Raw genomic sequence first — 22148 nt, forward strand, 5'->3', positions numbered from 1 at the left:
CCAGAACTCAACATCCGTGGGAGAGCCCGCCAGGCTCTAGAACCACATTCTCGTTTCAAGGAGAAACAACATGGCACAGAAGTCGAAGGCCTACCGGGCCGCCGCGGCCAAGCTCGAAGAGGGCAAGTACTACACCGCCGAGGAGGCCGTCGCGCTCGCTCGCGAGACCGGCTCCGCGAAGTTCAACAGCACCGTCGAGGTCGCGCTGAAGCTGGGCGTCGACCCGCGCAAGGCCGACCAGATGGTCCGCGGCACGGTCATCCTGCCGCACGGCACGGGCAAGACCGCCCGCGTCATCGTGTTCGCGACGGGTCCGGCCGCTGAGGCCGCGATCGCCGCGGGCGCCGACGAGGTCGGCGGCGCCGAGCTCATCGAGAAGGTCGCCGGCGGTTACGTCGCGTTCGACTCCGCCGTCTCGACGCCGGAGCTCATGGGCCAGGTCGGACGTCTCGGAAAGGTGCTCGGCCCCCGCGGCCTCATGCCCAACCCGAAGACCGGCACCGTGACCCCGGACGTGGCCAAGGCCGTGAACGAGATCAAGGGCGGAAAGATCGAGTTCCGCGTCGACAAGCACGCCAACGTGCACCTCGTCGTCGGCAAGGCCGCGTTCACCGAGGAGCAGCTCCAGGAGAACTTCAAGACGGCTCTCGACGAGATCAACCGCCTCAAGCCCTCCTCCTCGAAGGGCCGCTACATCCAGAAGGCCGCCGTCTCGACGACCTTCGGCCCCGGCATCCCGCTGGACGTCAACGTCCTCGCGTAAGTCGGAGTCGCTGCACTGCAGCACCGACAGGAGGGGGTCCGCTTCGGCGGGCCCCCTCCTTCGTTCTCGGTGTCCGGGACAACCGCGCGAAGGTGAACGTCGGGTGAACGAACGGCGCGGCGGCTCCCGGACGTTTGGCGTGCCGCGGGGCGCGACGCACACTGTTCGTCGTGCCCGAACTGCTCGTCCTGATCCTGGTGATCACCACCGCACTCGCCTTCGACTTCACGAACGGGTTCCACGACACCGGCAACGCGATGGCGTCGTCGATCGCGACGGGGGCACTGAAGCCCAAGCGCGCGGTCGCCCTCTCGGCGGTCCTCAACCTGGTGGGCGCGTTCCTCTCGATCGAGGTCGCGAAGACCGTCGGCGGCGACGTGGTCGACCTCAGCGCCGCCCAGGGCGAGCAGCTGATGCTCATCGTCTTCGCGGGACTCGTGGGCGGCATCATATGGAACCTCGCGACGTGGCTGTTCGGCCTGCCCTCCAGCTCCTCGCACGCCCTCTTCGGCGGCCTCATCGGCGCCGCGCTCGTCTGGGGTCTCGTCGCAGGGCTGAACGGCGTGAAGTGGGACGGAGTGCTGGCGAAGGTCGTCGTGCCGGCGCTCCTCGCTCCGGTGATCGCCTCACTCGTCGCGGCGACGGGGACGCGCCTCATCACCCGGATCACCCGCTCACTGCCGCGCGAGTCGTCCGAGCGCCGGTTCCGCTACGGACAGATCGGCTCCGCCTCGCTCATCTCACTGGCGCACGGCACCAACGACGCGCAGAAGACGATGGGCGTCATCTTCCTCGCCCTGATCGCCTACGGAGCGGCGACTCCCGAGAGCGACGTGCCGTTCTGGGTCAAGGCGTCGTGCGCCGTCGCGATCGCGCTCGGCACCTACCTCGGCGGCTGGCGCATCATCCGGACGCTCGGCAAGGGTCTCGTCGACATCACAGCCCCGCAGGGCCTCGCCGCCGACACCTCCTCGGCCGCCATCATCCTGACGTCGAGCCACCTCGGCCTGCCGCTGTCGACCACGCACGTGGCGACCGGCTCGATCCTGGGGTCGGGCCTCGGGCTTCCCGGCGGCTCGGTCCGCTGGCGGGTGGCGGGCCGGATGGTCCTCGCCTGGTTCATCACGCTCCCGGCCGCCGCCGTCGTGGGGGCGCTCTGCTGGCTGCTCGCGAACGCGGTGGGCGGACTCGGCGGCGTGCTGGTCGTCTTCGTGCTTCTCGTCGCCGCCGCGACCGCGATGTGGCTGCACTCGCGCCGCTCTCCGATCACCGCGGACAACGTCACCGAGGACTGGGAGGCCGCCGTGCCGGTTCCCGAACCCGTCCGCCCCGTCACCGTGGAGGGCTCGCGATGAGCATCGACCTCGCCGCCATCGGCGGATCCGTCCTGCAGGTCCTCGTCGTCGGGCTGCTGTTCGGCGCCGGGCTGCCCGCCCTGTTCGCCCTGGGGGTGCGCGCGTCGGCCGTCGCCGACGGCTCCGTCGACGGGCGGCCCGCTCAGGGGCGGGCCGTCGCGGTGCTGTGCTTCGGCCTCGCCGCCGCGGCGGTCGCGGCCGGCATCGTCGTGATCGTCTTCGGCAAGCAGATCTTCGGGGGCTGAGTGGACCCGCACTCGACAGGAGGAACGGGCGGCTCCGTGGTCCGCCGGGCGGTGGCGTCCGACGCTCCCGAGCTCGCCCGCGTCGCCGCGATCACGTTCCCGCTCGCCTGCCCGCCGCACACCACGGACGAGGCGAAGGCCGAGTTCGTCCGCACGGTGCTGTCGGAGGAGCGCTTCGCGGGCTACCTCGCGGATCCGGACCGGTCGCTGTTCGTCGCGGAGGACGCCTCCGGGGCCGCGACCGGCTACACGATGCTCGTACGGGGCGAGCCGGGCGACGCCGATGCGGCCGCCGCGGTGCGCCTGCGGCCGACCGTCGAGCTCAGCAAGTGCTACGTAATGCCCGGCAGCCACGGGAGCGGAGTCGCCTCCGCGCTGATGGAGGAGTCGCTCGAGGACGGCCGGGGGAGCGGGTCCGCCGGGGTGTGGCTCGGGGTGAACCGGCTCAACGAGCGCGCGCAGCGGTTCTACGCGCGGCACGGCTTCGCAGTGGTGGGGGAGAAGCGCTTCCTCGTCGGCGACCGATATGAGGACGACTTCGTGCTGGAGCGCCCGCTGCCCTGATGCTCGCGGAGGATCCTGGCGGGTCAGCCCTCGCAGACGGTGAGGACGATCTTGCCGCGCGTGTGGCCGGTCTCGAGCTGCTCGTGGGCCTCCGACGCCTTCTCGAGCGGGAAGACGCCGTCGATGAAGACGCGCACGTCGCCCGACTCGAGCAGGCGCGAGACGACGGCCAGCGTCGCTCCGTCGGGCGCGACCTTGAACGTCGAGGCGCGCACGCCCGCGGCGGCCGCCTCCTCGAAGAACCCGGGCCAGCTGCCGGTCGGCGCGTTCACGATCAGTCCGCCGGGTCGCAGCACGCGCAGCGAGCGGGAGCCGGTGTCGTCGTGCACGTTGCCGACGAGGTCGATCACGACGTCGACGTCGGCGAGCACCTCGTCGAAGCGCTCGGCGGTGTGGTCGACGACCTGGGAGGCGCCGAGCTCGCGCAGCCACTGCAGGTTGCGCGTGGATCCGGTCGCGATGACGGAGGCGCCGAAGTAGGCGGCGAACTGCACGGCGAAGTGGCCGACTCCGCCGGATCCGGCGTGGATGAGGATCCGCTGGCCCTCGTGCGCCTTGGCGAGCTCGACGACCATGCCCCACGCGGTGAGCGCGGCGAGCGGCACCCCGGCCGCCTCGACGTGCGACAGCGTCGAGGGCTTCCGCGAGACGGAGACGCTGGGCACGCTGACGTACTGGGCGTAGGAGCCCGAGTAGCGGGGCACCATCACGAAGCCGTAGACCTCGTCACCGGGGCGCAGCGGGTGCGCCGGGTACGGGCTCGAGACGACGACGCCCGAGAAGTCGTGGCCGAGGACCGCGGGGTAGGAGGTGATCTGCGACGCGACTCCGCGGCCCGCGCGAGTCTTCACGTCGAGGGGATTCACTCCGGCCGCGATCACCTTGACCGTGAACTCGGCGTTGATGGCCGTGGGGGTCGGCACCGTCTCGAGGTGCAGCACCGAGGCGTCGCCCGGCGCGTCGATGACCGCCGCCGTCATGGTGTCGGGCAGGACCACCTCCTCCGGGATGTCGCCGATCGTGAGGCCGTGTCCGAGCGCACTGCTGTGCATCATCGCCCTTCCTGTGTCCCGGCCCCGGTGGTGGTTCCAGGGGTGGGCGACGCGCTGGCGTGCGTCCCCCGACCCCGTCTCCGAGCGCCGCGCTCAGTCAATCGAGGTAATGAGTCCGGGCTGTTACGGCGGTGTCACCCGCCCGAGAAGATTGGCTCTCGGTCCCCCGTACGGGAGGTGAGGCGGGCTCGGAGGCGCGGTCTGGCACCATGGGGGAATGCAGCGTGGACGAGTCGAGGGCCCCCTGCTGATCGCCGGTTCCGTGCTCGTCCTGGCCGGCCTGGCGCTGCTGCTGGGCGCGCGCCTGAGCCTCACCCGCTGGGTCTACGTCAGCGAGATGGGCGCCCCCGACATGCCCACCGCGGGGGTCGTGCAGGCAGCGCTGCTCCTGGTCGCCGCAGGAGGCACCGCCGTCGCGATCGGCGCCCGCGCGGTGCGCACGCGGCTGCTGCCGGCTCTCCCGCCCGCGCTGGCCCTCCTGCTGGCGTCGGCGTGCTTCGCCCTCGCCTCGCAGGTGACCTGCACGGCCGGCTGCCCGCTGCCGGTCGGGCCGAGCTTCAGCTGGCAGGACCTGATCCACACGAGCGCCGCGGTGCTCGGCTTCGCCTCGGCGTGCGTCGCGATGCTGCAGCTCGCCACGGCGCGGGAGCGGGCGGCGGTCGCCCGCCTCTCGCTGATCGCCGGGATCGCGGTCGCGGTGGTCGCGGGCGCGGGCGCGATCCTCTCGCTCCTCCGCGTGTGGATGCGCCTGGGCGGAACGCTCGAGTTCGTCGCCACCGGGATCGCCCTGCTGTGGCTGGCGATCGTGGGCGCGGTGCTCGCGCGCGAGGAGCTCAGCTCTGCGCGAGCCAGTCGCGGACGTGTCCCCGCAGCAGCTCCGTCTGCCGCTGCTGACCGTCGTCCCGCGGCGGGACCCGCACGAGCCGTGCCTCCGGAAGACCTCTCGCCCACTGCTCCGCGACGGCGACCGGGTGCACCGGATCGCGCTCGGCGGCGATCACGAGCGTCCGCGCGATGACCTGCGCCAGCTCGGTGGAGTCGCGGTAAGCCGCGTTCCGCGGGATCTCGGCGAGGCGGACGGCGCGCTCCTCCGCCTTCGGCGCGCGGAACTGCTGCGCGAGCGCCTCGGCGCCCGCGGGCGACTCCTCCTGAGCGCGGTGGAAGAGCCCGGACGCGCGCAACACCCGCTCGCCGCGTTTGGCGCCGTGGTCGTGCAGCAGCTGGGCGAGGACGGGGAACACCGCGAGGTTCTCGGGAAGGGGCTCCGAGGTGAACGCGGGACGGACGAAGACGGCGCGGTCGATCGGCAGGAACCGCCGGGCGGCGAGGCGCAGGGCGATCGCCGCGCCCATCGAGATGCCGAGCACCGTGAGCGGCTTGTGCGCGGCTCCGGCCCGGACGACCTGCTCGGTGACCTCGTCGGCGAGGGAGTCGAGCGAGAAGTCGGCGCTCGAGCCCAGGAGCTCGGAGGCGCCGTGCGCGCGGACGTCGGGCGCGATCACCTCGCTTCCGGCGGGCAGCGCCGGACGGAGCAGCCCCAGCGGCTGGGAGCGGTCGCCGCCCAGGCCGTGGAGGAGGAGGACGGTCACCGCGCGCCCGCGCGGGTTCTCTCGTGCAGCTCGGCCATCAGCATGCCCGCGAGACGGACCAGGACGTGGATCTCGTCCTCGTCGCGGTCGACCCAGCGGAACTCGGGCTCGGCGTCGATCGGGACGAAGTCGCGGTGCTGCTCCCAGACGACCAGCGTGCGCTCGGCGCCGAGCACGTACTGCTGCCAGAAGACCTGCCGGAGGTAGTGGCGCGGGATGCTGCGCCAGGGCTTGGTCGTGGTCTTGATCTCGCAGAGCTCCAGCCGGCCGTCCTCGCGCAGGCCGATGCCGTCGGGGGTGGCGAGGTGGCGTCGCTCCTGGCTCGCGTGGAAGAGGGTGCTGCTGGGCTCGATCTCGTGCTCGCGGAGCACCCACGCGGCGATCTCGGGCTCGCGGGCCCGGCCGTGGTCGGTGAACGCGTTGCCGCCGAAGCCGCTGCCGTAGAGCTTGTCGAGCGCGACGCGGTCGATCGCGGCGGCCGAGGAGAGGCGGGCCACATCCGTCGCCGTGATGCCCCGGGAGCGGGCGCGCAGCCAGGCGACGCGATCACCGGAGTGGGCGACGACGCGCTTCAGGTGCGGCGGCTCGGCCTCCCGGAAGACGGGCTGCGTCTCCCAGGGGAACGTGAGCTGCAGATCGGGCACCGATCCATTCTGCGCCCGTTCCCAGGCGCTGCCGAATCGGCACGCGGGGCTCCGGCGTTCGCCGAGCGCGAGATCTCGCAGGATCCGGAGGACTGCGGGTGCAGGTCAGGAGGCCGCGAGGAAGGAGTCGACGACCGCGGGGGAGAGGAGGTGGCGGCGCACCATCAGGGCGGCTCCGCGGACGCCGCCGCCGCGGTCGCCGGAGGCCTGCACGATGTCGAGGGAGCGGGTGGCCAGGGGGAGGGAGCGGCGGTAGACGACCTCCCGGACGCCCGCGAGGACCTCGTGGCTCGCCTCCGCGATGCTGCCGCCGATGACGATGACCGAGGGGTTGAGCAGGTTCACGCAGGTGGCGAGCACCTCGCCGATGTCGCGGCCGGCGGCCCGGGTCAGCTCGACGGCCGTCGGGTCGCCCGCGTTCAGCAGCCGCACGACGTCGGAGGTGCTGCTCACGTCGCCGCCCAGCCGGCGGGCGATCGCGGAGCCGCTCGCGATCGCCTCGAGGTCGGCGTCGCCGTGATCGCCCGGCACCTGCACGTGCCCGAGATCGCCGGCCGCGCCCAGGGCGCCGCGCTGCAGCGCGCCTCCGCTGACGATGCCGGCGCCGATGCCGGTGGACACCTTCACGTAGAGGAGGTCGTCGACGCCGGCGTAGTGGTCGGCGTGCTCGCCCAGGGCCAGGAGGTTCACGTCGTTGTCGACGAGCACGGGCACGGGCAGGGTGCGCGCGACGAAGGCGGGGATGTCGAAGCGGTCCCAGCCGGGCATGATCGGCGGCTTCACCGGGCGGCCGGTGGCGTGCTCGACCGGCCCGGGGACGCCGACGCCGACGCCGGCGAGCGGGCCCGCGGCGGGGGCCCCGGCGAGCAGGGCGGCGGCGGTGTCGAGTGCGTGGCCCAGGACGGCGAGCGGGCCGTCGGCGATCGCGATCGCCTCGCGTCTCTCGGCCAGGACGACGCCGTCGAGGTCGGTGAGGGCGATGGTCGCGTGCGCGGCCCCGAGGTCGATCGCCAGCAGGCTGCGGGCGCTCGGGTCGAAGGCGATGCGGGCGGCGGGGCGGCCGCCGGAGGAGGGGGCGTCGTCGCGCCGGACGACGAGGCCGGTGGCGGCCAGCAGGTCGAGCTGGGCCGAGACCGCCGCGCGGGGGAGCCCGGTCTCGGCGACCACGTCGGCGCGGGTGCGGGCGTCTCCGTCGGAGAGGAGGAGGAGCAGCTCGCCCTGCGCGCTCGTGGCGGAGCGGCGGCGGGTCGGCATGGCGGAAGTCAACCACAGCACCGGGCCTTCTGCTGGCGACACGAACGACTTCTCCTGCGGAGTCGCGAAGTTCTGCTTGTTGCCGGTCAAAAGTCCGCGTAGGGTTCGGAGCACCCACGTTCGACGTCGATCAGGAGCACCCCCGGTGGCCACATCCACAGACCTCTCCGTCCAGCTCTACTCGGTCCGCGAGCCGCTCGCCGCCGACCTGCCCGCCACCCTCGACCGCCTCGCCGGCATCGGCTTCACGAAGGTCGAGCTCTTCTCGTTCGTCGACCTCGCGGAGGGCTACCGCTCGGCGCTGCCCGCCAGCGGCCTGACGGCGCCCAGCGCCCACGCGCGCCTCCTCGGACCGCAGGAGGGCACCTCGGTCGACGAGATCCTCGACATCGCCGCGTCGCTCGGCGTGCAGACCGTGATCGATCCGCACGTGGACCCGACCCGCTGGACCACCGCCGACGACGTGAAGACGATCGCCGACGAGCTCAACGCGCTCGTCGACTCCGCCGCCTCGCGCGGACTCGCCCTCGGCTACCACAACCACGCGTTCGAGTTCGAGAACCGCGTCGACGGCCTCAGCGCCTTCGAGCACCTCGCGAGCCTGCTCGACGACCGGATCGTCCTCGAGCTCGACACCTACTGGGCCGCGGTCGGCGGCGACGACCCCGCCGCGGTGCTCGGCCGACTCGGCGACAAGGTCCGCTTCCTCCACATCAAGGACGGCCCGGTCTCGAGCGACACGCAGGAGCAGCTTCCGGCCGGGAAGGGCGCGATGGACATCCCGTCGATCCTCGCCGCCGCCCCGCAGGCGCTCCCCGTGCTCGAGTTCGACGCCTACGCGGGCGACATCTTCGAGGGCCTGACCACCGGCTTCTCCTACGTCTCGGAGCTCTCCGCATGAGCGGCGCGGGACGCGTCGGCGTCGGCGTCATCGGCGCCGGGAACATCAGCACGCAGTACCTCACCAACCTCACGGTCTTCCCCGACCTCGAGGTGCTCTTCGTGGCCGACATCGACCTCGAGCGCGCGAAGGCCCAGGCCGAGGCGTTCGGCGTCCCGGGATCGGGCACCGTCGAGGAGCTGCTCGCGCACCCCGGCATCGAGATCGTCGTCAACCTGACGATCCCGGCCGCGCACGTCGAGGTCGCCCGCCGGGCCCTCGAGGCCGGCAAGCACGTCTGGACCGAGAAGCCCTTCTCGCTCGACCGCGACAGCGGCGTCGAGCTGCTGGCGCTGGCGAAGGAGAAGGGACTGCGCGTCGCGACGGCACCGGACACCTTCCTCGGCGCGGGCCTGCAGACCGCGCAGCGGGTCATCGAGAGCGGAGCCATCGGCACGCCCCTCTCGGCCATCACGTTGTTCCAGGGCCCCGGCCCCGAGGGCTGGCACCCGAACCCCGAGTTCTTCTTCGCGCCCGGCGGCGGCCCGCTGCTGGACATGGGGCCGTACTACATCACGACCCTCGTGCAGAACCTCGGCCCGGTCGAGAGCGTCACCGCGGTGTCCTCGCAGGCGCGCACCACCCGCGTCGTCGGCTCCGGCCCGCGCGAGGGGACCGAGTTCCCGGTCACGATCCCCACGCACATCGGCGGACTGCTCCGCTTCGAGTCCGGCGCCTCGGCGCAGGGCGTCTGGAGCTTCGAGTCGAGCATGCAGCGCATGGGCTTCGTCGAGATCAACGGCTCCGAGGGCACGCTCGTGCTGCCGGACCCCAACATGCACGACGGCGAGGTCACCCTGTACCGCCGCGGCGAGAAGGAGCCGGAGGTCATCACGGCCACCGGCTCGACGTTCTCGCGCGGCACCGGAGTGCTCGAGCTCGCCCGGGCGATCCGCGCCGATCGGCCCGAGGCGGCGTCCGGCGACCTCGCGTACCACGTGACCGACGTGATGCTGTCGCTCCTCGAGGCGGCCGAGACGGGCGAGAAGGTGCTCGTCGAGAGCACCGTCGCGCCGCGCCCGGCGGTCCCCGAGGACTGGGACCCGAGCGAAGCGACCCTGGTCTGATGGGCGGAGCCCTGCGCGTCGGCGTGCTCGGCGGCGGGTTCATGGCCGCCGTGCACAGCCGGGCGGCCCGGAGCGCCGGCGCGGTCCTGGCCGGCGTCGCCTCCTCCAGCCCCGAGAAGGGCGAGAGGGCGGCGGGCGAGCTCGGCTTCGAGCGCGCCTACGCCGACGCGCGGGCGCTGATCGAGGACGACGACATCGACGTGATCCACGTCTGCACGCCCAACGCGTCGCACGCCGAGCTCGCCCTGGCTGCGATCGCAGCGGGGAAGCACGTGGTCTGCGAGAAGCCGCTGGCCGCGACGGTGGCCGAGGCGGAGTCGCTCGCCAGCGCCGCGTCCGCCGCGGGGATCGTCGCGACGGTGCCGTTCGCCTACCGGTTCCACCCGATGGTGCGCGAGGCGCGCGCCCGGGTCGCCGCAGGAGAGACCGGTCGCCTGGTCACGGTGCGCGGCAGCTATCTGCAGGACTGGCTGCTGGGCGCGTCCGAGGACAATTGGCGCGTGGATCCGGCCGCCGGGGGGCGCTCGCGCGCCTTCGGCGACATCGGCTCGCACCTGGTCGACCTGCTCGAGTTCGTGACGGGCGAGCGGATCGAGGCTCTCGCGGCGATCACGAGCACGATCCACGCCGAGCGGGGCGGCCGCGCGGTCGAGACCGAGGACGTGGCCGGGGCGATCGTCCGCCTGGCCGGGGGCGCCGTCGGCACCCTCCTCGTCTCGCAGGTCACCGCCGGGCACCGCAACGAGCTCGTGCTGGAGGTGTCGGGACTCGAGGAGTCGCTGCGCTTCGAGCAGGAGCTGCCCGAGACGCTCTGGGTCGGGCGCCGCGACAGCGCGGTGCTCGTGCCGCGCGACGGCGCGATCCTCGCTCCCGACGCGGCCCGCCTCTCGATCGTGCCCAGCGGGCATCCGATGGGCTATCAGGACGCGTTCACCGCGTTCGCCCGCGACACCTACGCCGCGATCGCCGGAGCCCAGGTCGAGGGTCTACCGACCTTCGACGACGGACTCCGCGCCGCCCGCATCACCCAGGCCGTGCTCGACGCGGCCGACTCCGGCGCCTGGGTCACCGTGCCCGGCGCGCTCTGACACCCCTGTCGTCTGACACCCCTGTCGAAGGAGACAGCGCCATGAGCGAGAAGACCTACGCCGCCACCCGTCCGGTGACCCTGTTCACGGGCCAGTGGGCGGATCTGCCCTTCGAGGAGGTGGCGCGCCTGGCCTCCGAGTGGGGCTACGACGGCCTCGAGATCGCGGCGTCGGGCGACCACCTCGACCTCCAGCGCGCCGACGAGGACGACTCGTACGTCGCGTCGCGGCTCGAGATCCTGGACCGCTACGGACTCGAGGTCTTCGCGATCTCGAACCACCTCACCGGACAGGCCGTCTGCGACGACCCGATCGACTTCCGCCACAAGGCGCTCGTGCGGGACTACACGTGGGGCGACGGCGACGCCGAGGGCGTGCGGCAGCGGGCCGCGGAGGACATGAAGCGCTCGGCCCGCGTCGCCCGCAAGCTCGGCGTGGACGTGGTCGTCGGCTTCACGGGGTCGAAGATCTGGCCGTACGTGGCCCAGTTCCCGCCGGTGCCGGCCTCGGTCATCGAGGAGGGGTACCAGGACTTCGCGACCCGGTGGAACCCGATCCTGGACGAGTTCGACGCGCAGGGCGTCGTGTTCGCGCACGAGGTGCACCCGTCCGAGATCGCCTACGACTACTGGTCGAGCGTGCGGACGCTCGAGGCGATCGACCACCGGACGGCGTTCGGGTTCAACTGGGACCCGTCGCACATGATGTGGCAGAACATCGACCCGGTCGGCTTCCTCTGGGACTTCAAGGACCGGATCCACCACGTCGACTGCAAGGACACGCGCATGCGTCCGCAGAACGGCCGCGCCGGCGTGCTCGGCTCGCACCTGCCGTGGGGCGACCCGCGGCGCGGCTGGGACTTCGTCTCGACCGGGCACGGGGACGTGCCGTGGGAGGACGCGTTCCGCGCGCTCGAGGCGATCGGCTACTCCGGCCCGATCTCGATCGAGTGGGAGGACGCGGGGATGGACCGACTGCACGGGGCGGCGGAGGCCGTGGGGTTCATCCGCTCGCTGCTCTGGAAGACGCCGACGGCATCGTTCGACGCGGCGTTCTCGAACCAGTAGAGGGACGGACCGGGGTCGGGGAGGCTACTCGGCGGCCTTGGCGGCGCGCTCGGACTTCAGGCGGGCCTGCTCGCGGCGCACCTCGGCGTAGCGGTTCTGCTCGACGCGCAGCCACTCGGGGACCTCGTCGAGGAGGGCCTGGATCTCGTCGGTCGTGAGCGCCTCGGTGAGGCCGCCGCGGGCGAGCCCCGAGATCGAGACGTTCAGCCGCGAGGCGATGACGGGGCGGGGGTGCGGGCCGTTCTCGCGCAGCTCCACGAGCCACGCGGGCGGGTTGGCGACGAGCTCGTCGTACTGCTCGCGCGTGATCGCCGACTCCTGGAACTCCTCCGGGGTCGCGGGCAGGAAGATCTGGAGCTTCTTCGCCGCGGTCGCAGCCTTCATCGTCTGTGTCGCCTTGGCCATGCGGCAACCCTACCGTCGCGCGCACAGCGCCTACCCTGGACGGATGAGCGACGAGCCGGACACCGTGCAGCAGGACGCCTACGTCGTCGGGACGGAGCGCCTGGACGAGGGTGCGGTCGACGGGGACGAGGCGGACGCTGCTGAGACGGACGCTGAGGAGGTGGACGAGCCGGCCGGCCCGGTCTTCTCGGTCGCCCTCGCGCCCGGGGTCACCCCGACGAAGTGGACGCGCATCTGGGGCGACCGCCGCGCGGACCTGCCACTGCGCGTGCTGGCGCTCGCCGAGGACGAGACGACGCGCGCGCTGCTCGACGGCCGCGCGCAGGTGGCGTTCGTCCGCGGCGACGTCGACTCCTCCCTCCTCAGCGCCATCCACCTCTACGACGAGCAGCCGGTCGTGGTGCTCGGCCACGAGCACGCCTTCGCCGACGCGGAGTCGGTCGACGTCGCCGACCTGGCCGACGAGCACCTCCTGCAGGAGCCCTCGACGGTGCCGGAGTGGGCGACCGTCGCGGTGGAGATCGCCGACGGCTCGCGGCGACCGCTGCCGAGGATGTCCGGACTCGACGACGCCGTCGAGCAGGTGGCCGCGGGCGTGGGTGTGCTGATCGTGCCGCAGGCGGTCGCCCGCGTGCACAGCCGCAAGGACGTGCGGGCCGTGCCGGTCTCGGGAGTCGCGCCGACCGCGGTGCGCCTGGCCTGGGTCACGGAGGAGAAGACGGACGACGTCGAGGACTTCATCGGCGTGGTCCGCGGCCGCAGCTCGAACACGACGCGCGGCACCGCCGCGACGCCCAAGGTCGAGTCGCGCGCGAAGGCGGCGAAGGCGAAGGCCCGCGAGGCGCGGGAGAAGGCCGAGAAGGCGGGCGGCGGGAAGAAGAAGCCCGCACGTCCGGGCCCGGCGAAGGCCGTCGTGCGGCGCACGCGGAAGCCCCGTGGCCGCTGACTGGAGTCTGCGGGCGGCGACCGCCGACGACGCGGAGTGGATCGCGGAGCTCCGTGCCGTCGTGATGCGGCCCGACCTCGAGCGGCTCGACCGCTACGACGAGCACCGCGTGCGGCACCGATTCCTCGACCGATTCGTGCCCGAGCGCACCCGGGTGATCGTGGTCGACGGCATCGACGTCGGCTGCATCGCCTCGCGCGTCGAGGACGACGCGGTCTGGATCGAGCACTTCTACCTCGCGACGTCCGCGCAGGGCCGGGGCACCGGCTCCGCTGTGCTGCAGCACGTGATGGCCGAGGAGGCCCGGGCGAGGCTGCCGTTCCGGATCGACGTGCTGAAGCTCAGCCCCGCCCGCCGGCTCTACGAGCGCCACGGCTTCCGCTGGGAGCGCGCGGAGGAGTGGGACGACATCCTGGCGACGCCGGCATGGGCCTGACCCTACTCTGGGACGATGCGCCACGGCATCGTCATCCTCCCGCAGGAGACCTGGACCACCGCCCGCCGGAAGTGGCAGTCGGCGGAGGGACTCGGCTTCGACCACGCCTGGACCTACGACCACCTGTCGTGGCGCTCGCTCGCCGACCAGGTGTGGCACGCGACGATCCCCACGCTCACCGCGGCGGCGCTCGTCACCGAGACGATCCGGCTCGGCACCTTCGTCGCGTCGCCGAACTTCCGGCATCCGGTGCCGTTCGCGAAGGACGTCGCGACGGTCGACGATATCGCCGGCGGGCGCTTCGTGCTGGGCGTCGGCTCGGGAGGCACGGGCTTCGACGCGTCGGTGCTCGGGCAGCCCGCCTACACGGCCCGGCAGCGGCACGAGCGCTACGCGGAGTTCGTGTCGGCGCTGGACGTGCTGCTGCGGCACGAGGAGCCGGGATCGGGCGGGATCGACATCGACGGCGACTGGTTCACGGCCCGCGGGGCCCGGATGGTCGGTGAGCCGGCGCAGCGCCCGCGCGTGCCGTTCGTGCTCGCGGCCAACGGCCCGAAGGGTCTCGCGCTCGTCGCGGAGCGCGGGCAGGGCTGGGTGACCACCGGGCCCGAGGGCACGACGAGCGAGGAGTGGTGGTCGGCGGTGGCCGCGCTGAGCGGGCGGCTCGACGACGCGCTGGAGGCGGCGGGGCGCGATCCGCGCTCGATCGAGCGGCACCTGTCGCTCGACTCCGGGCCGCACTACTCGCTGTCGAGCGTCGACCTCTTCGAAGACATGGCCGGGCGGGCGGGGGAGCTCGGATTCACGGACGTGATCTCGCACTGGCCCCGGGTCGACGGGTTGTACGCGGGCGACGACGAGGTGCTGTACGAGGTGGCGGCGCGGTTCTGAGGGGGCGCGCGCTGTCGGGGCTGCTGGTGACGGTGGTCTCGATACGCCCCTGCGGGGCTACTCGACCAGCAGCAGGTGAGGCGGGTGCGCTGTGCTTGCTGATCGAGTAGCGCGCGGAGCGCGCGTATCGAGATCCGCGATGTCTGGAGTTGGTGGGTCTCGGTACGCCCCTGCGGGGCTACTCGACCAGCAAGGGGTGAGGGGGCGTCAGAGGAGGGAGCGCACGAGGCGGCCGACGACCGGCAGCTCGGTGAAGCCCTCGGACGCGAGGAAGTGGCGGCCGCCGGGGACGACGTCGACCGGGGCACCGAGTGCCGACGCCAGGGCGTCCGTCGCGGTGGGCGGGACGAACGGGTCGTCGTCGGAGCGGACGACGTGCACGGCGCCGAGATGCGGGCCCGCCTGGGCGACCACGGATCCCGGGTCCTCGCCGAGGAACGCATTCAGCGCCGGCAGGGCGGGCAGAGGCTCGACGAAGCCCGACACCAGCACGGCGGCGTCGACGCGAGTCCCGGTGGCGGCGATGGCGCGCAGGGCGGTCACGCAGCCGAGGCTGTGCGCGACCACGACGAGGCGGCCCGAGCCCCGGGCGGCGCCCAGGGCCTCCGCGACGCTCGAGCGCCAGGCGGCCGCATCCGGAGCCATCGCGTCGGGCAGGACGACGCGCGTCACCGTCGCGCCGAGCGACTCGGCCTCGCGCTCGAGCCACGGGAACCAGTGGGCCCGGACCGAGGCGCGGTAGCCGTGGACGATGAGCAGGTGCGAGGACATGCGGGGGACAACCGCGCGGCGCGCAGCGGGATTCCCGGTGACGCGGCGGTCACTCCTCCGAGGTGAAGAACGCCTCGACGGCGCGGGCGAGCGCGACGAGGTCGTCGACGTGCGCGAGCTCGCGGGCGGAGTGCATCGAGAGCAGCGGCACGCCCACGTCGAGGGTCGAGATGCCGAGGCGGGTCGCGGTGAGGGGGCCGATGGTCGAGCCGCAGGGGACGGAGTTGTTCGAGACGAACTCCTGGTACTCGACGCCGGCCTCCGCGCAGAGGCGGGACCAGAGCGCGGTGCCGCGCGCATCCGTCGCGTAGCGCTGCGAGGCGTTGATCTTGAGCAGCGGACCGGAGCCCGCGACGGGGCGGTTCACGGGGTCGTGCTTGTCGGCGCGGTTCGGGTGCACGGAGTGGCCCGCGTCGGCCGACAGGCACCAGGACGCCGCGATCGCCCGGGCGCGCTCGTCGACGCCGGCGCCGAGGGCGGCTCCGATGCGGGTCAGCACGTCCTCGAGGAACGGGCCGCTGGCTCCGGAGCGGCTCGCGGACCCGAGCTCCTCGTGGTCGAAGGCGGCGAGCACGCTGATGTGCCGCGGCTCCACGGGGGCGGCGCTCGCCGCGAGCAGGGCGACGAGACCGGCGTGGACCGAGCTCAGGTCGTCCATCCGGCCGGCGGCGAAGAGCGCGTCGTCGAGGCCGAAGCGGCGGGGCGGCTGGGTGTCGCAGGTCACGAGGTCGTAGCCGGCGATGTCGGACGCGTCGGCGAGCCCCGCCTCCGCGGCGAGCAGGTCGAGCAGGTCGACCTCGGAGGCGTCGCCGAGGCCGAACACCGGCACGGTGTGCTTCTGCCGGTCGAGGGTGAGGCCGTCGTTCTGCTCGCGGTCGAGGTGGATCGCGAGCTGCGGGATCCGGAGGAACGGCCCCGTGCGGACCAGCAGCTCCCTCCCGTCGCGGGTCACGACGCGACCGGCCAGCTCGAGCTCGCGGTCGAGCCAGGAGTTGAGGAGCGGTCCGCCGTAGACCTCGACGCCGGCCTGCAGCCAGCCCTCGGAGCCGATCGTGGGGTTCGGCTTGAGCGTGAAGCCGGGGGAGTCGGTGTGCGCGCCGAGGATGCGGAAGGGGGTCACCGCGTCGGCGGTGGCAGGGACGTGCCACGCGATGATCGCGCCGTCGCGGACCACGTGGTACCGGCCGGGCGCGGTGGGCCACGCCTCGGTCTCGTCGAGAGCGACGGACCCGGCATCGGCGAGGCGGCGCGCGGTCTCGGCCGCGGCGTGGAAGGAGGAGGGGGAGGCCGTCAGGAAGTCGGCGAAATCGGCGATGCGGGCGTCACGATCGGTCATCCCTCCAGTGAACCACCCGCGCGGCGGCGGTCGGTCTCACCGCACGACGACGCGGACGAAGGCGACGGAGTGCTCCGCTCCGGCGTTCACGTAGGAGTAGGGCCGGGCCGTCGAGAAGGCGACGTGCTGCCCGGCGGTCAGCGTCAGGTCCTCCTCCCCGTCGCGGGCCAGGAGGAGGGTTCCGTCGGTGACGAGCAGCATCTCGTGCCAGCCGTCGGGGTCGGGCTGCGCGTCGTAGCGCTCGCCCGGTCCGAGCGTCCAGGTCCAGAGCTGCGACTCCTCGCGGGAGGGGACCGAGGCGAGCAGGACCGCGACGCTCGCCGGATCCGCGCCGCGCCAGGCCACCTCGCCGATCGACGTCGGGGAGCCGCCGGGTGCCGAGACGAGCGCGGTGAAGCTGGTGCCGAGCGCCTCGGCGAGGCGGTCGACACCGGTCAAGCCGATGTTCGCCTCCCCGGCCTCGACGTTGACGATCGTGCGCCGGCTGATGCCCGAGCGCTCCGCGAGCGCGGCCTGGCTGAGCCCCGCGAGCAGCCGCGCCGCACGGAGGTTGCCGCCGACGTGGGCGAGGACCGAGGACGGTTGCATGCGCACTATTCTGCACCCTACAGTGTGCAGAATGCTGCACTTCCCGCTCCTCCGCTCCCTCCGGTTCTCGAAGCCCGAGTGGGCGCTCATCGGCATCACCGCGGTCTGGGGCGGGACCTTCCTCGCCGTGCACGTGGCGATGGAGCACAGCGGTCCGCTGTTCTTCGTCGGGCTCCGCTTCGTCGTCGCGGGCCTGATCAGCGCCCTCGTCTTCCGTCGGACGCTGCGCGGGATGCGGCGGATCGACCTCGGCGCGGGCGCGGCGATCGGGGTGATGATCGCGCTCGGCTACGGGCTCCAGACCTACGGCCTCCAGACGATCCCGAGCAGCACCTCCGCGTTCCTCACCGCCCTGTACGTGCCCCTGGTGCCGCTGCTGCAGTGGGTCGTGTTCCGCCGGCGACCGCGGGTCCTGACCCTGGTCGGGGTCGCGCTGGCCTTCGTCGGGCTCCTCTTCGTCGCCGGGCCGCAGCCAAGAGTCGCGCTGGGGGCGGGCGAGATCGCGACGCTCGTCAGCACCGTCCCGATCGCCGCCGAGATCATCCTGATCAGCGTCTTCGCCGGCCGCGTCGACCTCGGGCGCGTGACCGTGGTGCAGCTGCTCGTCGCGGGCGGGCTCGCGTTCGCGGCCATGCCCGTCGCGGGGGAGGCGATCCCCGCGTTCTCCTGGGTGTGGCTCGTCGCCGCCCTCGCCCTGGGAGCGAGCAGCTGCCTCATCCAGCTCACGATGAACTGGGCCCAGCGCTCCGTCTCGCCCAGCCGCGCGACGATCATCTACGCCGCGGAGCCGGTCTGGGGCGGGGTCGTCGGCCGCCTCGCCGGCGAGCGGCTGCCCGGTCTCGCGCTGGTCGGCGCCGCGCTGATCGTGGCGGGGACGATCGTGAGCGAGCTGCGGCCGCGGGCGGCGCGCGATCCGGCAGCGGAGCGCGCGGGCGGCGACTCCGTCGAGAACGTGTCGACGGACAGGGCCCCCGCCTGACGGCGCCGCCTCTGCGGAGGGCGATGAGCCGACAGGGCCGGGGTCAGCTCGACTTCAGCGCCTCGCGGAGCTTCACCCGCGAGCCCATCCGCAGCAGCGAGTTCGTGTAGATGGTGCTCGCCACGGCCATCACGGCGGTCGTCGCGACGATGAGGAGGGCGAGCGAGACGAGCGGCTCCCACCAGTCGGCCTCGCCGAAGAACAGGCGCACGGGCATCGCCACGGGAGCGCTGAACGGGACGTACGACAGGATCGTCATGACGAGCGCGTTGTCGCCGAAGAGCACGACGCCGAAGTACGGGACCATCACGAGCATCATCGCCGGAGTCATGACCGAGCCGGTGTCCTCCTGGCGCGAGACCAGGGCGGCTCCGGCGGCGAAGACGCTCGCGACCAGGACGAATCCGAAGACGAAGAAGACGACGAACCAGATCAGCGGAGCCGAGAGCAGATCGAGCAGCTCGGTCTGGCCGGTGATCGCCAGCCCGAGTGCGGACGCGGCGGCGATGGCGGCCGCCGTGCCGACTCCGATCACCGAGTTGCCGAGGATCTTGCCGGCGAGCAGCGCTCGGGCGGGGACGGCGGCGAGCAGGATCTCGACGATGCGCGACTGCTTCTCCTGGACCGTGTTCTGCATGATCGTCGCTCCCGAGCCGAGGACGGCGAGCATGAAGACCAGGCCGAAGGCGAGCCCGATGAGCGTACGGAGACCGGACGGGGTCTCGGAGGGCTCGAGGAGGGCGACCTCGGGGCTGACGGACAGGGCCGAGACCAGGCCCTCGGGGGCCTCGTCGAGGGCGACGATCGAGAAGCCGAGCGCGGAGTCGTCGGGGACGAGGGCCGCGTCGACGGTCCCGTCGCGCACCAGGTCCTCCGCGTCGGCCCGCGCCTGGACCTCGGTGATCTCGAGGGTGCTGGAGTCGGTGACGGCGGAGGGCACGGATCCGACGACCGCGACCGGGGTCGCCTCGGCGGTGCGGTTCCCCAGCACGCTCGAGAGGACGATGCCGCCGATCACCAGGACGAGGGTGATCACGGTCGAGACGAGGAACGCCTTCGAGCGCACCTGCGAGAGGATCTCGCGCTCGGCGACGAGGAGCGTCGCGCCCCAGGTGCCGAGCCGTGCATCGCGGGGGGCGTCCGGGCGAGGGGCGCTGCCGGTCGCGGGGGTGGTGGTGCTCGTGCTGGTGCTCATCAGGCTGCTGCTCTCTCGTCGGCACCCGAGGGTGTGCTGACCACGATGTCCCGGAAGATCTCTCCGAGGGTCGGCCTCACGGGCCGGAAGGACGACACGGTGCCCCGCTCGACCGCGGCGCGCAGGACCGCGTCGGCGGCCGCCGCGCCCGCGTGGAAGAGCGCCGACGTCCCGGCGAGCTCGGCCACCTCGACGCCGGGCAGGCCGCGGATCCAGCCGACGTCGCCGCTCATCTCGAGCGACCAGCGGTCACCGGAGTGCTGGTCGCGCAGGGCCTCGCGCTCGCCGGCCGCCTGCACCCTGCCGCCCGCGATGATGACCAGGTCGTCGCAGAGGCGCTCGACCACGTCGAGCTGGTGGGACGAGAACAGCACCGGCACTCCGCGCGCCGCGTGCTCGGCGATCACGGCGACGACCTCGTCGACGGCCAGCGGATCGAGCCCCGAGAACGGCTCGTCCATGATGAGCACGTCCGGGTCGTGCACGAGCGCCGCGGCGACCTGGACGCGCTGCTGGTTGCCGAGCGACAGCGCCTCGAGCTTGTCCCGCCGGCGCTCGATGAGTCCGAGCCGCTCGAGCAGGTCGTCGCCGCGCTGCACCGCGGTCGCCTTGTCGATGCCGTGCAGCCGCGCGAGGTAGGCCAGCTGCTCGCCGATCTCCATCTTGGGATAGAGGCCGCGCTCCTCCGGCATGTAGCCGAAGCCGTGCAGGGCGGCCTGGCCCACGGGCGAGCCGTCGAGCGTCACGGTGCCGGAGTCGGGGCGGAGGACCCCGAGGATCATCCGCATGGTGGTGGTCTTGCCGGCGCCGTTGCCGCCGACGAAGCCGGTGAGGCGCCCTCGGGCGACGTCGAAGCTGACGTCGTCGACGACGCGGCGCTCGCCGAAACTGCGACTGATGTTCTGCACGCTGAGCATGCGACCTCCCCGGGATCCGTTGACACCTCCACGCTAGGAGCGGGCCGCGTCGAGCGCTTCCGGCCCGGGGGTGAACCGGTATCTCCGCCTCGAGACGGAGGAAGGGGTCAGCCGACGAGGCCGGACCGGTAGGCGTAGACGACGGCCTGCACCCGGTCGCGCAGCGCCAGCTTCATCAGCACGTTCGACACGTGGGTCTTCACGGTGGCGCGGCCGACTCCGAGCAGGTCGGCGATCTCGTCGTTCGAGAGCCCCTGCGCCATCAGCCGCAGCACCTCGACCTCGCGCGGGGTCAGCTGGTCGGGCTCTGTGCCGCTCGGCGCAGGAGTCCGCACCCGGTCGGCGGCCACCGCGCGCTCGATGACCGCGCGGGTCAGCTCGGGCGCGAGCAGCGCCTCCCCGGCCGCGATCGCCCGCACCCCGTAGACCAGGTGCTCCGGAGGGGAGTTCTTCAGCAGGAATCCGCTCGCGCCGGCGTCGAGGGCCTCGAGCAGGTAGTCCTCGCGGTCGAAGGTGGTGAGCATGAGCACGCGCACCGGGGACTCCGGATCGGCGAGCAACCGCCTGGTCGCCTCGATCCCGCCGATGCCCGGCATCTCGACGTCCATGCAGACCACGTCGGGGCGGGTTCTCGCGACGAGCTCCAGGGCCTCCTCGCCGCTGGAGGCCTCGCCGACGACGTCGATGCCGGGCTGCACCGAGAGGATGGTGCTGATGCCCTGGCGCATCAGGGCGTGATCGTCGACGAGGACGACGCGGACGTCGCTCATGCCGCGACCCCCAGGGGGACGGCGACGCGGACGACCCAGCCGGAGCCGGCGCGCGGCCCCGCCTCGAGGGTGCCGTCCAGCGTGGCCGCGCGCTCGCGCATGCCGACGAGGCCCAGACCTCCGTTGCGCTGCCGGGGGCCGGGGCGGCCGAGCCCGTCGTCGGCGACCTCGAGCTCGACAGCGGCGTCGTCGTACCGGACGTGCACCCGCGCCCGCGTGCCCGGTCCGGCGTGCTTGAGCACGTTCGTGAGCGACTCCTGGGCGATGCGGTAGAGGTTCAGCCCGACCAGCGGCGGCACGTCGAACCGCTCGCCGACCTGCTCGAGCGTCACCCGCAGCCCGGCGGCCTCGGCGTCGGCGATCAGCGCGGGGAGGGAGTCGAGGCCGAGCGACGCGGTCACCGGGTCGAGCACCGACTCCTCGTCGCGGAGCGTGCCGAGCAGCTGGTACAGCTCGCCGACCGCCGCGCGCGACGTGCCCTCGAGAGCCTCGAGCTGGCCGCGGGCCCGACCGGGATCCGAGTCGAGCAGGGTCCGCGCCGCCGCCGCCTGGACGCCCATCAGCGAGACGTGGTGGGCGACGGCGTCGTGCAGCTCCCGGGCGATGCGGAGACGCTCGATCGTGATGGCCTGCCGCGCGACCTTCGCCTGCTCGTCCTCGAGCTGGCGGGTGCGGAGGTCGGTCAGGGCCCGCTGGCGCGCCGAGGCCCAGGCGTGGTTCCCGAACCACCAGGCCCCGGCGAAGTAGAGGATGTTGATCAGGATCTGCTGGAGCAGGTACGCGGCGACCGGGGTGAGCGCGCCGATGCCCGCGCCCTCGAACTCGAGGTCCTGCGTGCTCGCGCGGAAGAACGTCACGAGCAGCCACACGGCCATGACGATCACCAGCACGCCGCGCGTCCATTCGGCCCGCGCCCGCCTCGGCTCCCAGGCCCCGACGCTGTACATCGCCATGAAGAGGGCGATGTTGCTGATGGTCAGCTCGGGCACGCGCAGCTCGCCGACCAGCAGGAACGCCACCGAGGTGACGGCGAGGACGGGCACCGGGGCACTGCGGCGGAAGGCGAGCGGCAGGATCACCAGGGCGAGGAGGCCGATGCTCAGCGCCGGCTCGGCGCCGTCCGGGTACATCCCGATCGCGCGGCCGAGGACCAGCGAGAGGATCGAGGCGCCGAACAGGGCGGCGGCGGTCGCGGCGTCGGCCCGGCGCTGATCGGCCGTCACCGACGGCCTCCGCCACTGGCGCGAATCGGGATCGGCTGTCATCTCGCGGCCAATCTACCGGGG

24 protein-coding genes and 1 pseudogene are annotated in these 22148 nt (G+C 72.9%); 13 read left to right on the forward strand and 12 right to left on the reverse strand.

Annotated features, from left to right (window positions below; translation table 11 throughout):
- Positions 1-70: 70 nt before the first annotated feature.
- The 4 genes from rplA (at position 71) to LRG51_RS15160 (ending at position 2927) form a co-directional block, all read left to right on the forward strand.
- The gene (gene rplA, locus LRG51_RS15145) at positions 71-763 is read left to right on the forward strand and encodes a 50S ribosomal protein L1 (RefSeq protein ID WP_055790630.1); all 693 of its coding nucleotides are present in this window, start codon (positions 71-73) and stop codon (positions 761-763) included.
- Positions 764-933: 170 nt separating this feature from the next.
- A complete protein-coding gene (locus LRG51_RS15150; RefSeq protein WP_055791549.1) occupies positions 934-2118 on the forward strand; it encodes an inorganic phosphate transporter in 1185 nt (394 codons plus the stop codon).
- Positions 2115-2363 (forward strand): hypothetical protein, encoded by a 249-nt coding sequence (locus LRG51_RS15155; protein ID WP_055790633.1) that lies wholly within the window; start codon positions 2115-2117, stop codon positions 2361-2363. Before LRG51_RS15150 ends, LRG51_RS15155 begins: the two co-directional genes overlap by 4 nt.
- A 36-nt stretch (positions 2364-2399) precedes the next feature.
- Positions 2400-2927 (forward strand): GNAT family N-acetyltransferase, encoded by a 528-nt coding sequence (locus LRG51_RS15160; RefSeq protein ID WP_055790636.1) that lies wholly within the window; start codon positions 2400-2402, stop codon positions 2925-2927.
- A gap of 23 nt (positions 2928-2950) precedes the next feature.
- Here the strand turns inward: LRG51_RS15160 and LRG51_RS15165 are convergent, their stop codons facing one another.
- Positions 2951-3979 carry an NADP-dependent oxidoreductase gene (locus LRG51_RS15165; protein ID WP_230674078.1) on the reverse strand — a complete coding sequence of 343 codons (1029 nt, stop codon included), beginning with the start codon at positions 3977-3979 and terminating at the stop codon, positions 2951-2953.
- Between the two features lie 217 nt (positions 3980-4196).
- On the opposite strand from LRG51_RS15165, the pseudogene LRG51_RS15170 reads away from it, so the two are divergent.
- A pseudogene (locus LRG51_RS15170) lies at positions 4197-4781 on the forward strand (DUF998 domain-containing protein); the annotation flags it as partial.
- 31 nt (positions 4782-4812) lie between these two features.
- Here the strand turns inward: LRG51_RS15170 and LRG51_RS15175 are convergent.
- From LRG51_RS15175 to LRG51_RS15185, 3 genes are all read right to left on the reverse strand, one after another.
- On the reverse strand, positions 4813-5568 hold the full coding sequence (locus LRG51_RS15175) for an alpha/beta fold hydrolase (RefSeq protein ID WP_055790641.1): 756 nt from the start codon (positions 5566-5568) through the stop codon (positions 4813-4815).
- Complete coding sequence (locus tag LRG51_RS15180; protein WP_055790644.1) at positions 5565-6212, reverse strand: YqaJ viral recombinase family protein; 648 nt, start codon at positions 6210-6212, stop codon at positions 5565-5567. Before LRG51_RS15180 ends, LRG51_RS15175 begins: the two co-directional genes overlap by 4 nt.
- A gap of 105 nt (positions 6213-6317) precedes the next feature.
- Positions 6318-7556 carry an ROK family transcriptional regulator gene (locus LRG51_RS15185; protein ID WP_230673440.1) on the reverse strand — a complete coding sequence of 413 codons (1239 nt, stop codon included), beginning with the start codon at positions 7554-7556 and terminating at the stop codon, positions 6318-6320.
- Positions 7557-7611: 55 nt separating this feature from the next.
- On the opposite strand from LRG51_RS15185, the gene LRG51_RS15190 reads away from it, so the two are divergent.
- From LRG51_RS15190 to LRG51_RS15205, 4 genes are read left to right on the forward strand one after another with little or no spacing between them, the layout of a single operon-like run.
- Positions 7612-8367: a sugar phosphate isomerase/epimerase family protein gene (locus LRG51_RS15190; protein ID WP_230673442.1), complete on the forward strand. Its 756-nt coding sequence runs from the start codon at positions 7612-7614 to the stop codon at positions 8365-8367.
- Entirely contained in the window at positions 8364-9473 is a 1110-nt protein-coding gene (locus tag LRG51_RS15195) for a Gfo/Idh/MocA family protein (protein ID WP_055790655.1), read from the forward strand. Before LRG51_RS15190 ends, LRG51_RS15195 begins: the two co-directional genes overlap by 4 nt.
- Complete coding sequence (locus tag LRG51_RS15200; protein WP_230673443.1) at positions 9473-10561, forward strand: Gfo/Idh/MocA family protein; 1089 nt, start codon at positions 9473-9475, stop codon at positions 10559-10561. The genes LRG51_RS15195 and LRG51_RS15200 overlap by 1 nt, the downstream gene beginning before the upstream one ends.
- A gap of 41 nt (positions 10562-10602) precedes the next feature.
- Positions 10603-11628 carry a sugar phosphate isomerase/epimerase family protein gene (locus LRG51_RS15205; RefSeq protein WP_055790663.1) on the forward strand — a complete coding sequence of 342 codons (1026 nt, stop codon included), beginning with the start codon at positions 10603-10605 and terminating at the stop codon, positions 11626-11628.
- A gap of 24 nt (positions 11629-11652) precedes the next feature.
- Here LRG51_RS15205 and LRG51_RS15210 read toward each other — a convergent pair whose 3' ends face one another.
- Positions 11653-12033 carry a DUF5997 family protein gene (locus LRG51_RS15210; protein WP_055790667.1) on the reverse strand — a complete coding sequence of 127 codons (381 nt, stop codon included), beginning with the start codon at positions 12031-12033 and terminating at the stop codon, positions 11653-11655.
- Positions 12034-12076: 43 nt separating this feature from the next.
- Here LRG51_RS15210 and LRG51_RS15215 point away from each other — a divergent pair, with 43 nt between their 5' ends.
- From LRG51_RS15215 to LRG51_RS15225, 3 genes are read left to right on the forward strand one after another with little or no spacing between them, the layout of a single operon-like run.
- The gene (locus LRG51_RS15215) at positions 12077-12979 is read left to right on the forward strand and encodes a LysR family transcriptional regulator substrate-binding protein (protein WP_230673445.1); all 903 of its coding nucleotides are present in this window, start codon (positions 12077-12079) and stop codon (positions 12977-12979) included.
- Positions 12969-13415, forward strand: a complete 447-nt coding sequence (locus tag LRG51_RS15220; RefSeq protein ID WP_230673447.1) for a GNAT family N-acetyltransferase — start codon at positions 12969-12971, stop codon at positions 13413-13415. The genes LRG51_RS15215 and LRG51_RS15220 overlap by 11 nt, the downstream gene beginning before the upstream one ends.
- Positions 13416-13430: 15 nt before the next feature.
- A complete protein-coding gene (locus tag LRG51_RS15225) occupies positions 13431-14306 on the forward strand; it encodes an LLM class flavin-dependent oxidoreductase (RefSeq protein WP_055790674.1) in 876 nt (291 codons plus the stop codon).
- Between the two features lie 207 nt (positions 14307-14513).
- Here LRG51_RS15225 and LRG51_RS15230 read toward each other — a convergent pair whose 3' ends face one another.
- From LRG51_RS15230 to LRG51_RS15240, 3 genes are read right to left on the reverse strand one after another with little or no spacing between them, the layout of a single operon-like run.
- A complete protein-coding gene (locus LRG51_RS15230) occupies positions 14514-15077 on the reverse strand; it encodes an RBBP9/YdeN family alpha/beta hydrolase (RefSeq protein ID WP_055790677.1) in 564 nt (187 codons plus the stop codon).
- Between the two features lie 49 nt (positions 15078-15126).
- On the reverse strand, positions 15127-16413 hold the full coding sequence (locus tag LRG51_RS15235; protein WP_055790679.1) for a M18 family aminopeptidase: 1287 nt from the start codon (positions 16411-16413) through the stop codon (positions 15127-15129).
- A gap of 36 nt (positions 16414-16449) precedes the next feature.
- Positions 16450-17001, reverse strand: coding sequence for an XRE family transcriptional regulator (locus tag LRG51_RS15240; protein ID WP_230673449.1), 552 nt, complete (start codon positions 16999-17001; stop codon positions 16450-16452).
- Between the two features lie 31 nt (positions 17002-17032).
- On the opposite strand from LRG51_RS15240, the gene LRG51_RS15245 reads away from it, so the two are divergent.
- A complete protein-coding gene (locus LRG51_RS15245; RefSeq protein ID WP_230673451.1) occupies positions 17033-17980 on the forward strand; it encodes a DMT family transporter in 948 nt (315 codons plus the stop codon).
- A 43-nt stretch (positions 17981-18023) separates the two neighbouring features.
- Here LRG51_RS15245 and LRG51_RS15250 read toward each other — a convergent pair whose 3' ends face one another.
- The 4 genes from LRG51_RS15250 to LRG51_RS15265 form a co-directional block, all read right to left on the reverse strand.
- Positions 18024-19175 carry an ABC transporter permease gene (locus LRG51_RS15250; protein WP_230673453.1) on the reverse strand — a complete coding sequence of 384 codons (1152 nt, stop codon included), beginning with the start codon at positions 19173-19175 and terminating at the stop codon, positions 18024-18026.
- Positions 19175-20092 (reverse strand): ABC transporter ATP-binding protein, encoded by a 918-nt coding sequence (locus LRG51_RS15255; RefSeq protein WP_055790688.1) that lies wholly within the window; start codon positions 20090-20092, stop codon positions 19175-19177. The genes LRG51_RS15250 and LRG51_RS15255 overlap by 1 nt, the downstream gene beginning before the upstream one ends.
- A gap of 107 nt (positions 20093-20199) precedes the next feature.
- Complete coding sequence (locus LRG51_RS15260) at positions 20200-20862, reverse strand: response regulator (protein WP_055790691.1); 663 nt, start codon at positions 20860-20862, stop codon at positions 20200-20202.
- Positions 20859-22127 (reverse strand): sensor histidine kinase, encoded by a 1269-nt coding sequence (locus tag LRG51_RS15265; RefSeq protein ID WP_230673455.1) that lies wholly within the window; start codon positions 22125-22127, stop codon positions 20859-20861. Before LRG51_RS15265 ends, LRG51_RS15260 begins: the two co-directional genes overlap by 4 nt.
- Positions 22128-22148 lie beyond the last annotated feature (21 nt).

It is taken from the genome of Rathayibacter sp. Leaf248, from assembly GCF_920939495.1.
GTDB classification, from domain to species: Bacteria; Actinomycetota; Actinomycetes; order Actinomycetales; family Microbacteriaceae; genus Rathayibacter; species Rathayibacter caricis.

Coding starts and splice junctions, on each gene's coding strand:
- LRG51_RS15215 (WP_230673445.1), top strand. CDS start 12,077: ATGAGCGACGAGCCGGACACCGTGCAGCAGGACGCCTACGTCGTCGGG.
- LRG51_RS15230 (WP_055790677.1), bottom strand. CDS start 15,077: ATGTCCTCGCACCTGCTCATCGTCCACGGCTACCGCGCCTCGGTCCGG.
- LRG51_RS15260 (WP_055790691.1), bottom strand. CDS start 20,862: ATGAGCGACGTCCGCGTCGTCCTCGTCGACGATCACGCCCTGATGCGC.
- LRG51_RS15240 (WP_230673449.1), bottom strand. CDS start 17,001: ATGCAACCGTCCTCGGTCCTCGCCCACGTCGGCGGCAACCTCCGTGCG.
- LRG51_RS15250 (WP_230673453.1), bottom strand. CDS start 19,175: ATGAGCACCAGCACGAGCACCACCACCCCCGCGACCGGCAGCGCCCCT.
- LRG51_RS15245 (WP_230673451.1), top strand. CDS start 17,033: ATGCTGCACTTCCCGCTCCTCCGCTCCCTCCGGTTCTCGAAGCCCGAG.
- rplA (WP_055790630.1), top strand. CDS start 71: ATGGCACAGAAGTCGAAGGCCTACCGGGCCGCCGCGGCCAAGCTCGAA.
- LRG51_RS15195 (WP_055790655.1), top strand. CDS start 8,364: ATGAGCGGCGCGGGACGCGTCGGCGTCGGCGTCATCGGCGCCGGGAAC.
- LRG51_RS15200 (WP_230673443.1), top strand. CDS start 9,473: ATGGGCGGAGCCCTGCGCGTCGGCGTGCTCGGCGGCGGGTTCATGGCC.
- LRG51_RS15210 (WP_055790667.1), bottom strand. CDS start 12,033: ATGGCCAAGGCGACACAGACGATGAAGGCTGCGACCGCGGCGAAGAAG.
- LRG51_RS15205 (WP_055790663.1), top strand. CDS start 10,603: ATGAGCGAGAAGACCTACGCCGCCACCCGTCCGGTGACCCTGTTCACG.
- LRG51_RS15225 (WP_055790674.1), top strand. CDS start 13,431: ATGCGCCACGGCATCGTCATCCTCCCGCAGGAGACCTGGACCACCGCC.
- LRG51_RS15265 (WP_230673455.1), bottom strand. CDS start 22,127: ATGACAGCCGATCCCGATTCGCGCCAGTGGCGGAGGCCGTCGGTGACG.
- LRG51_RS15165 (WP_230674078.1), bottom strand. CDS start 3,979: ATGCACAGCAGTGCGCTCGGACACGGCCTCACGATCGGCGACATCCCG.
- LRG51_RS15255 (WP_055790688.1), bottom strand. CDS start 20,092: ATGCTCAGCGTGCAGAACATCAGTCGCAGTTTCGGCGAGCGCCGCGTC.
- LRG51_RS15235 (WP_055790679.1), bottom strand. CDS start 16,413: ATGACCGATCGTGACGCCCGCATCGCCGATTTCGCCGACTTCCTGACG.
- LRG51_RS15155 (WP_055790633.1), top strand. CDS start 2,115: ATGAGCATCGACCTCGCCGCCATCGGCGGATCCGTCCTGCAGGTCCTC.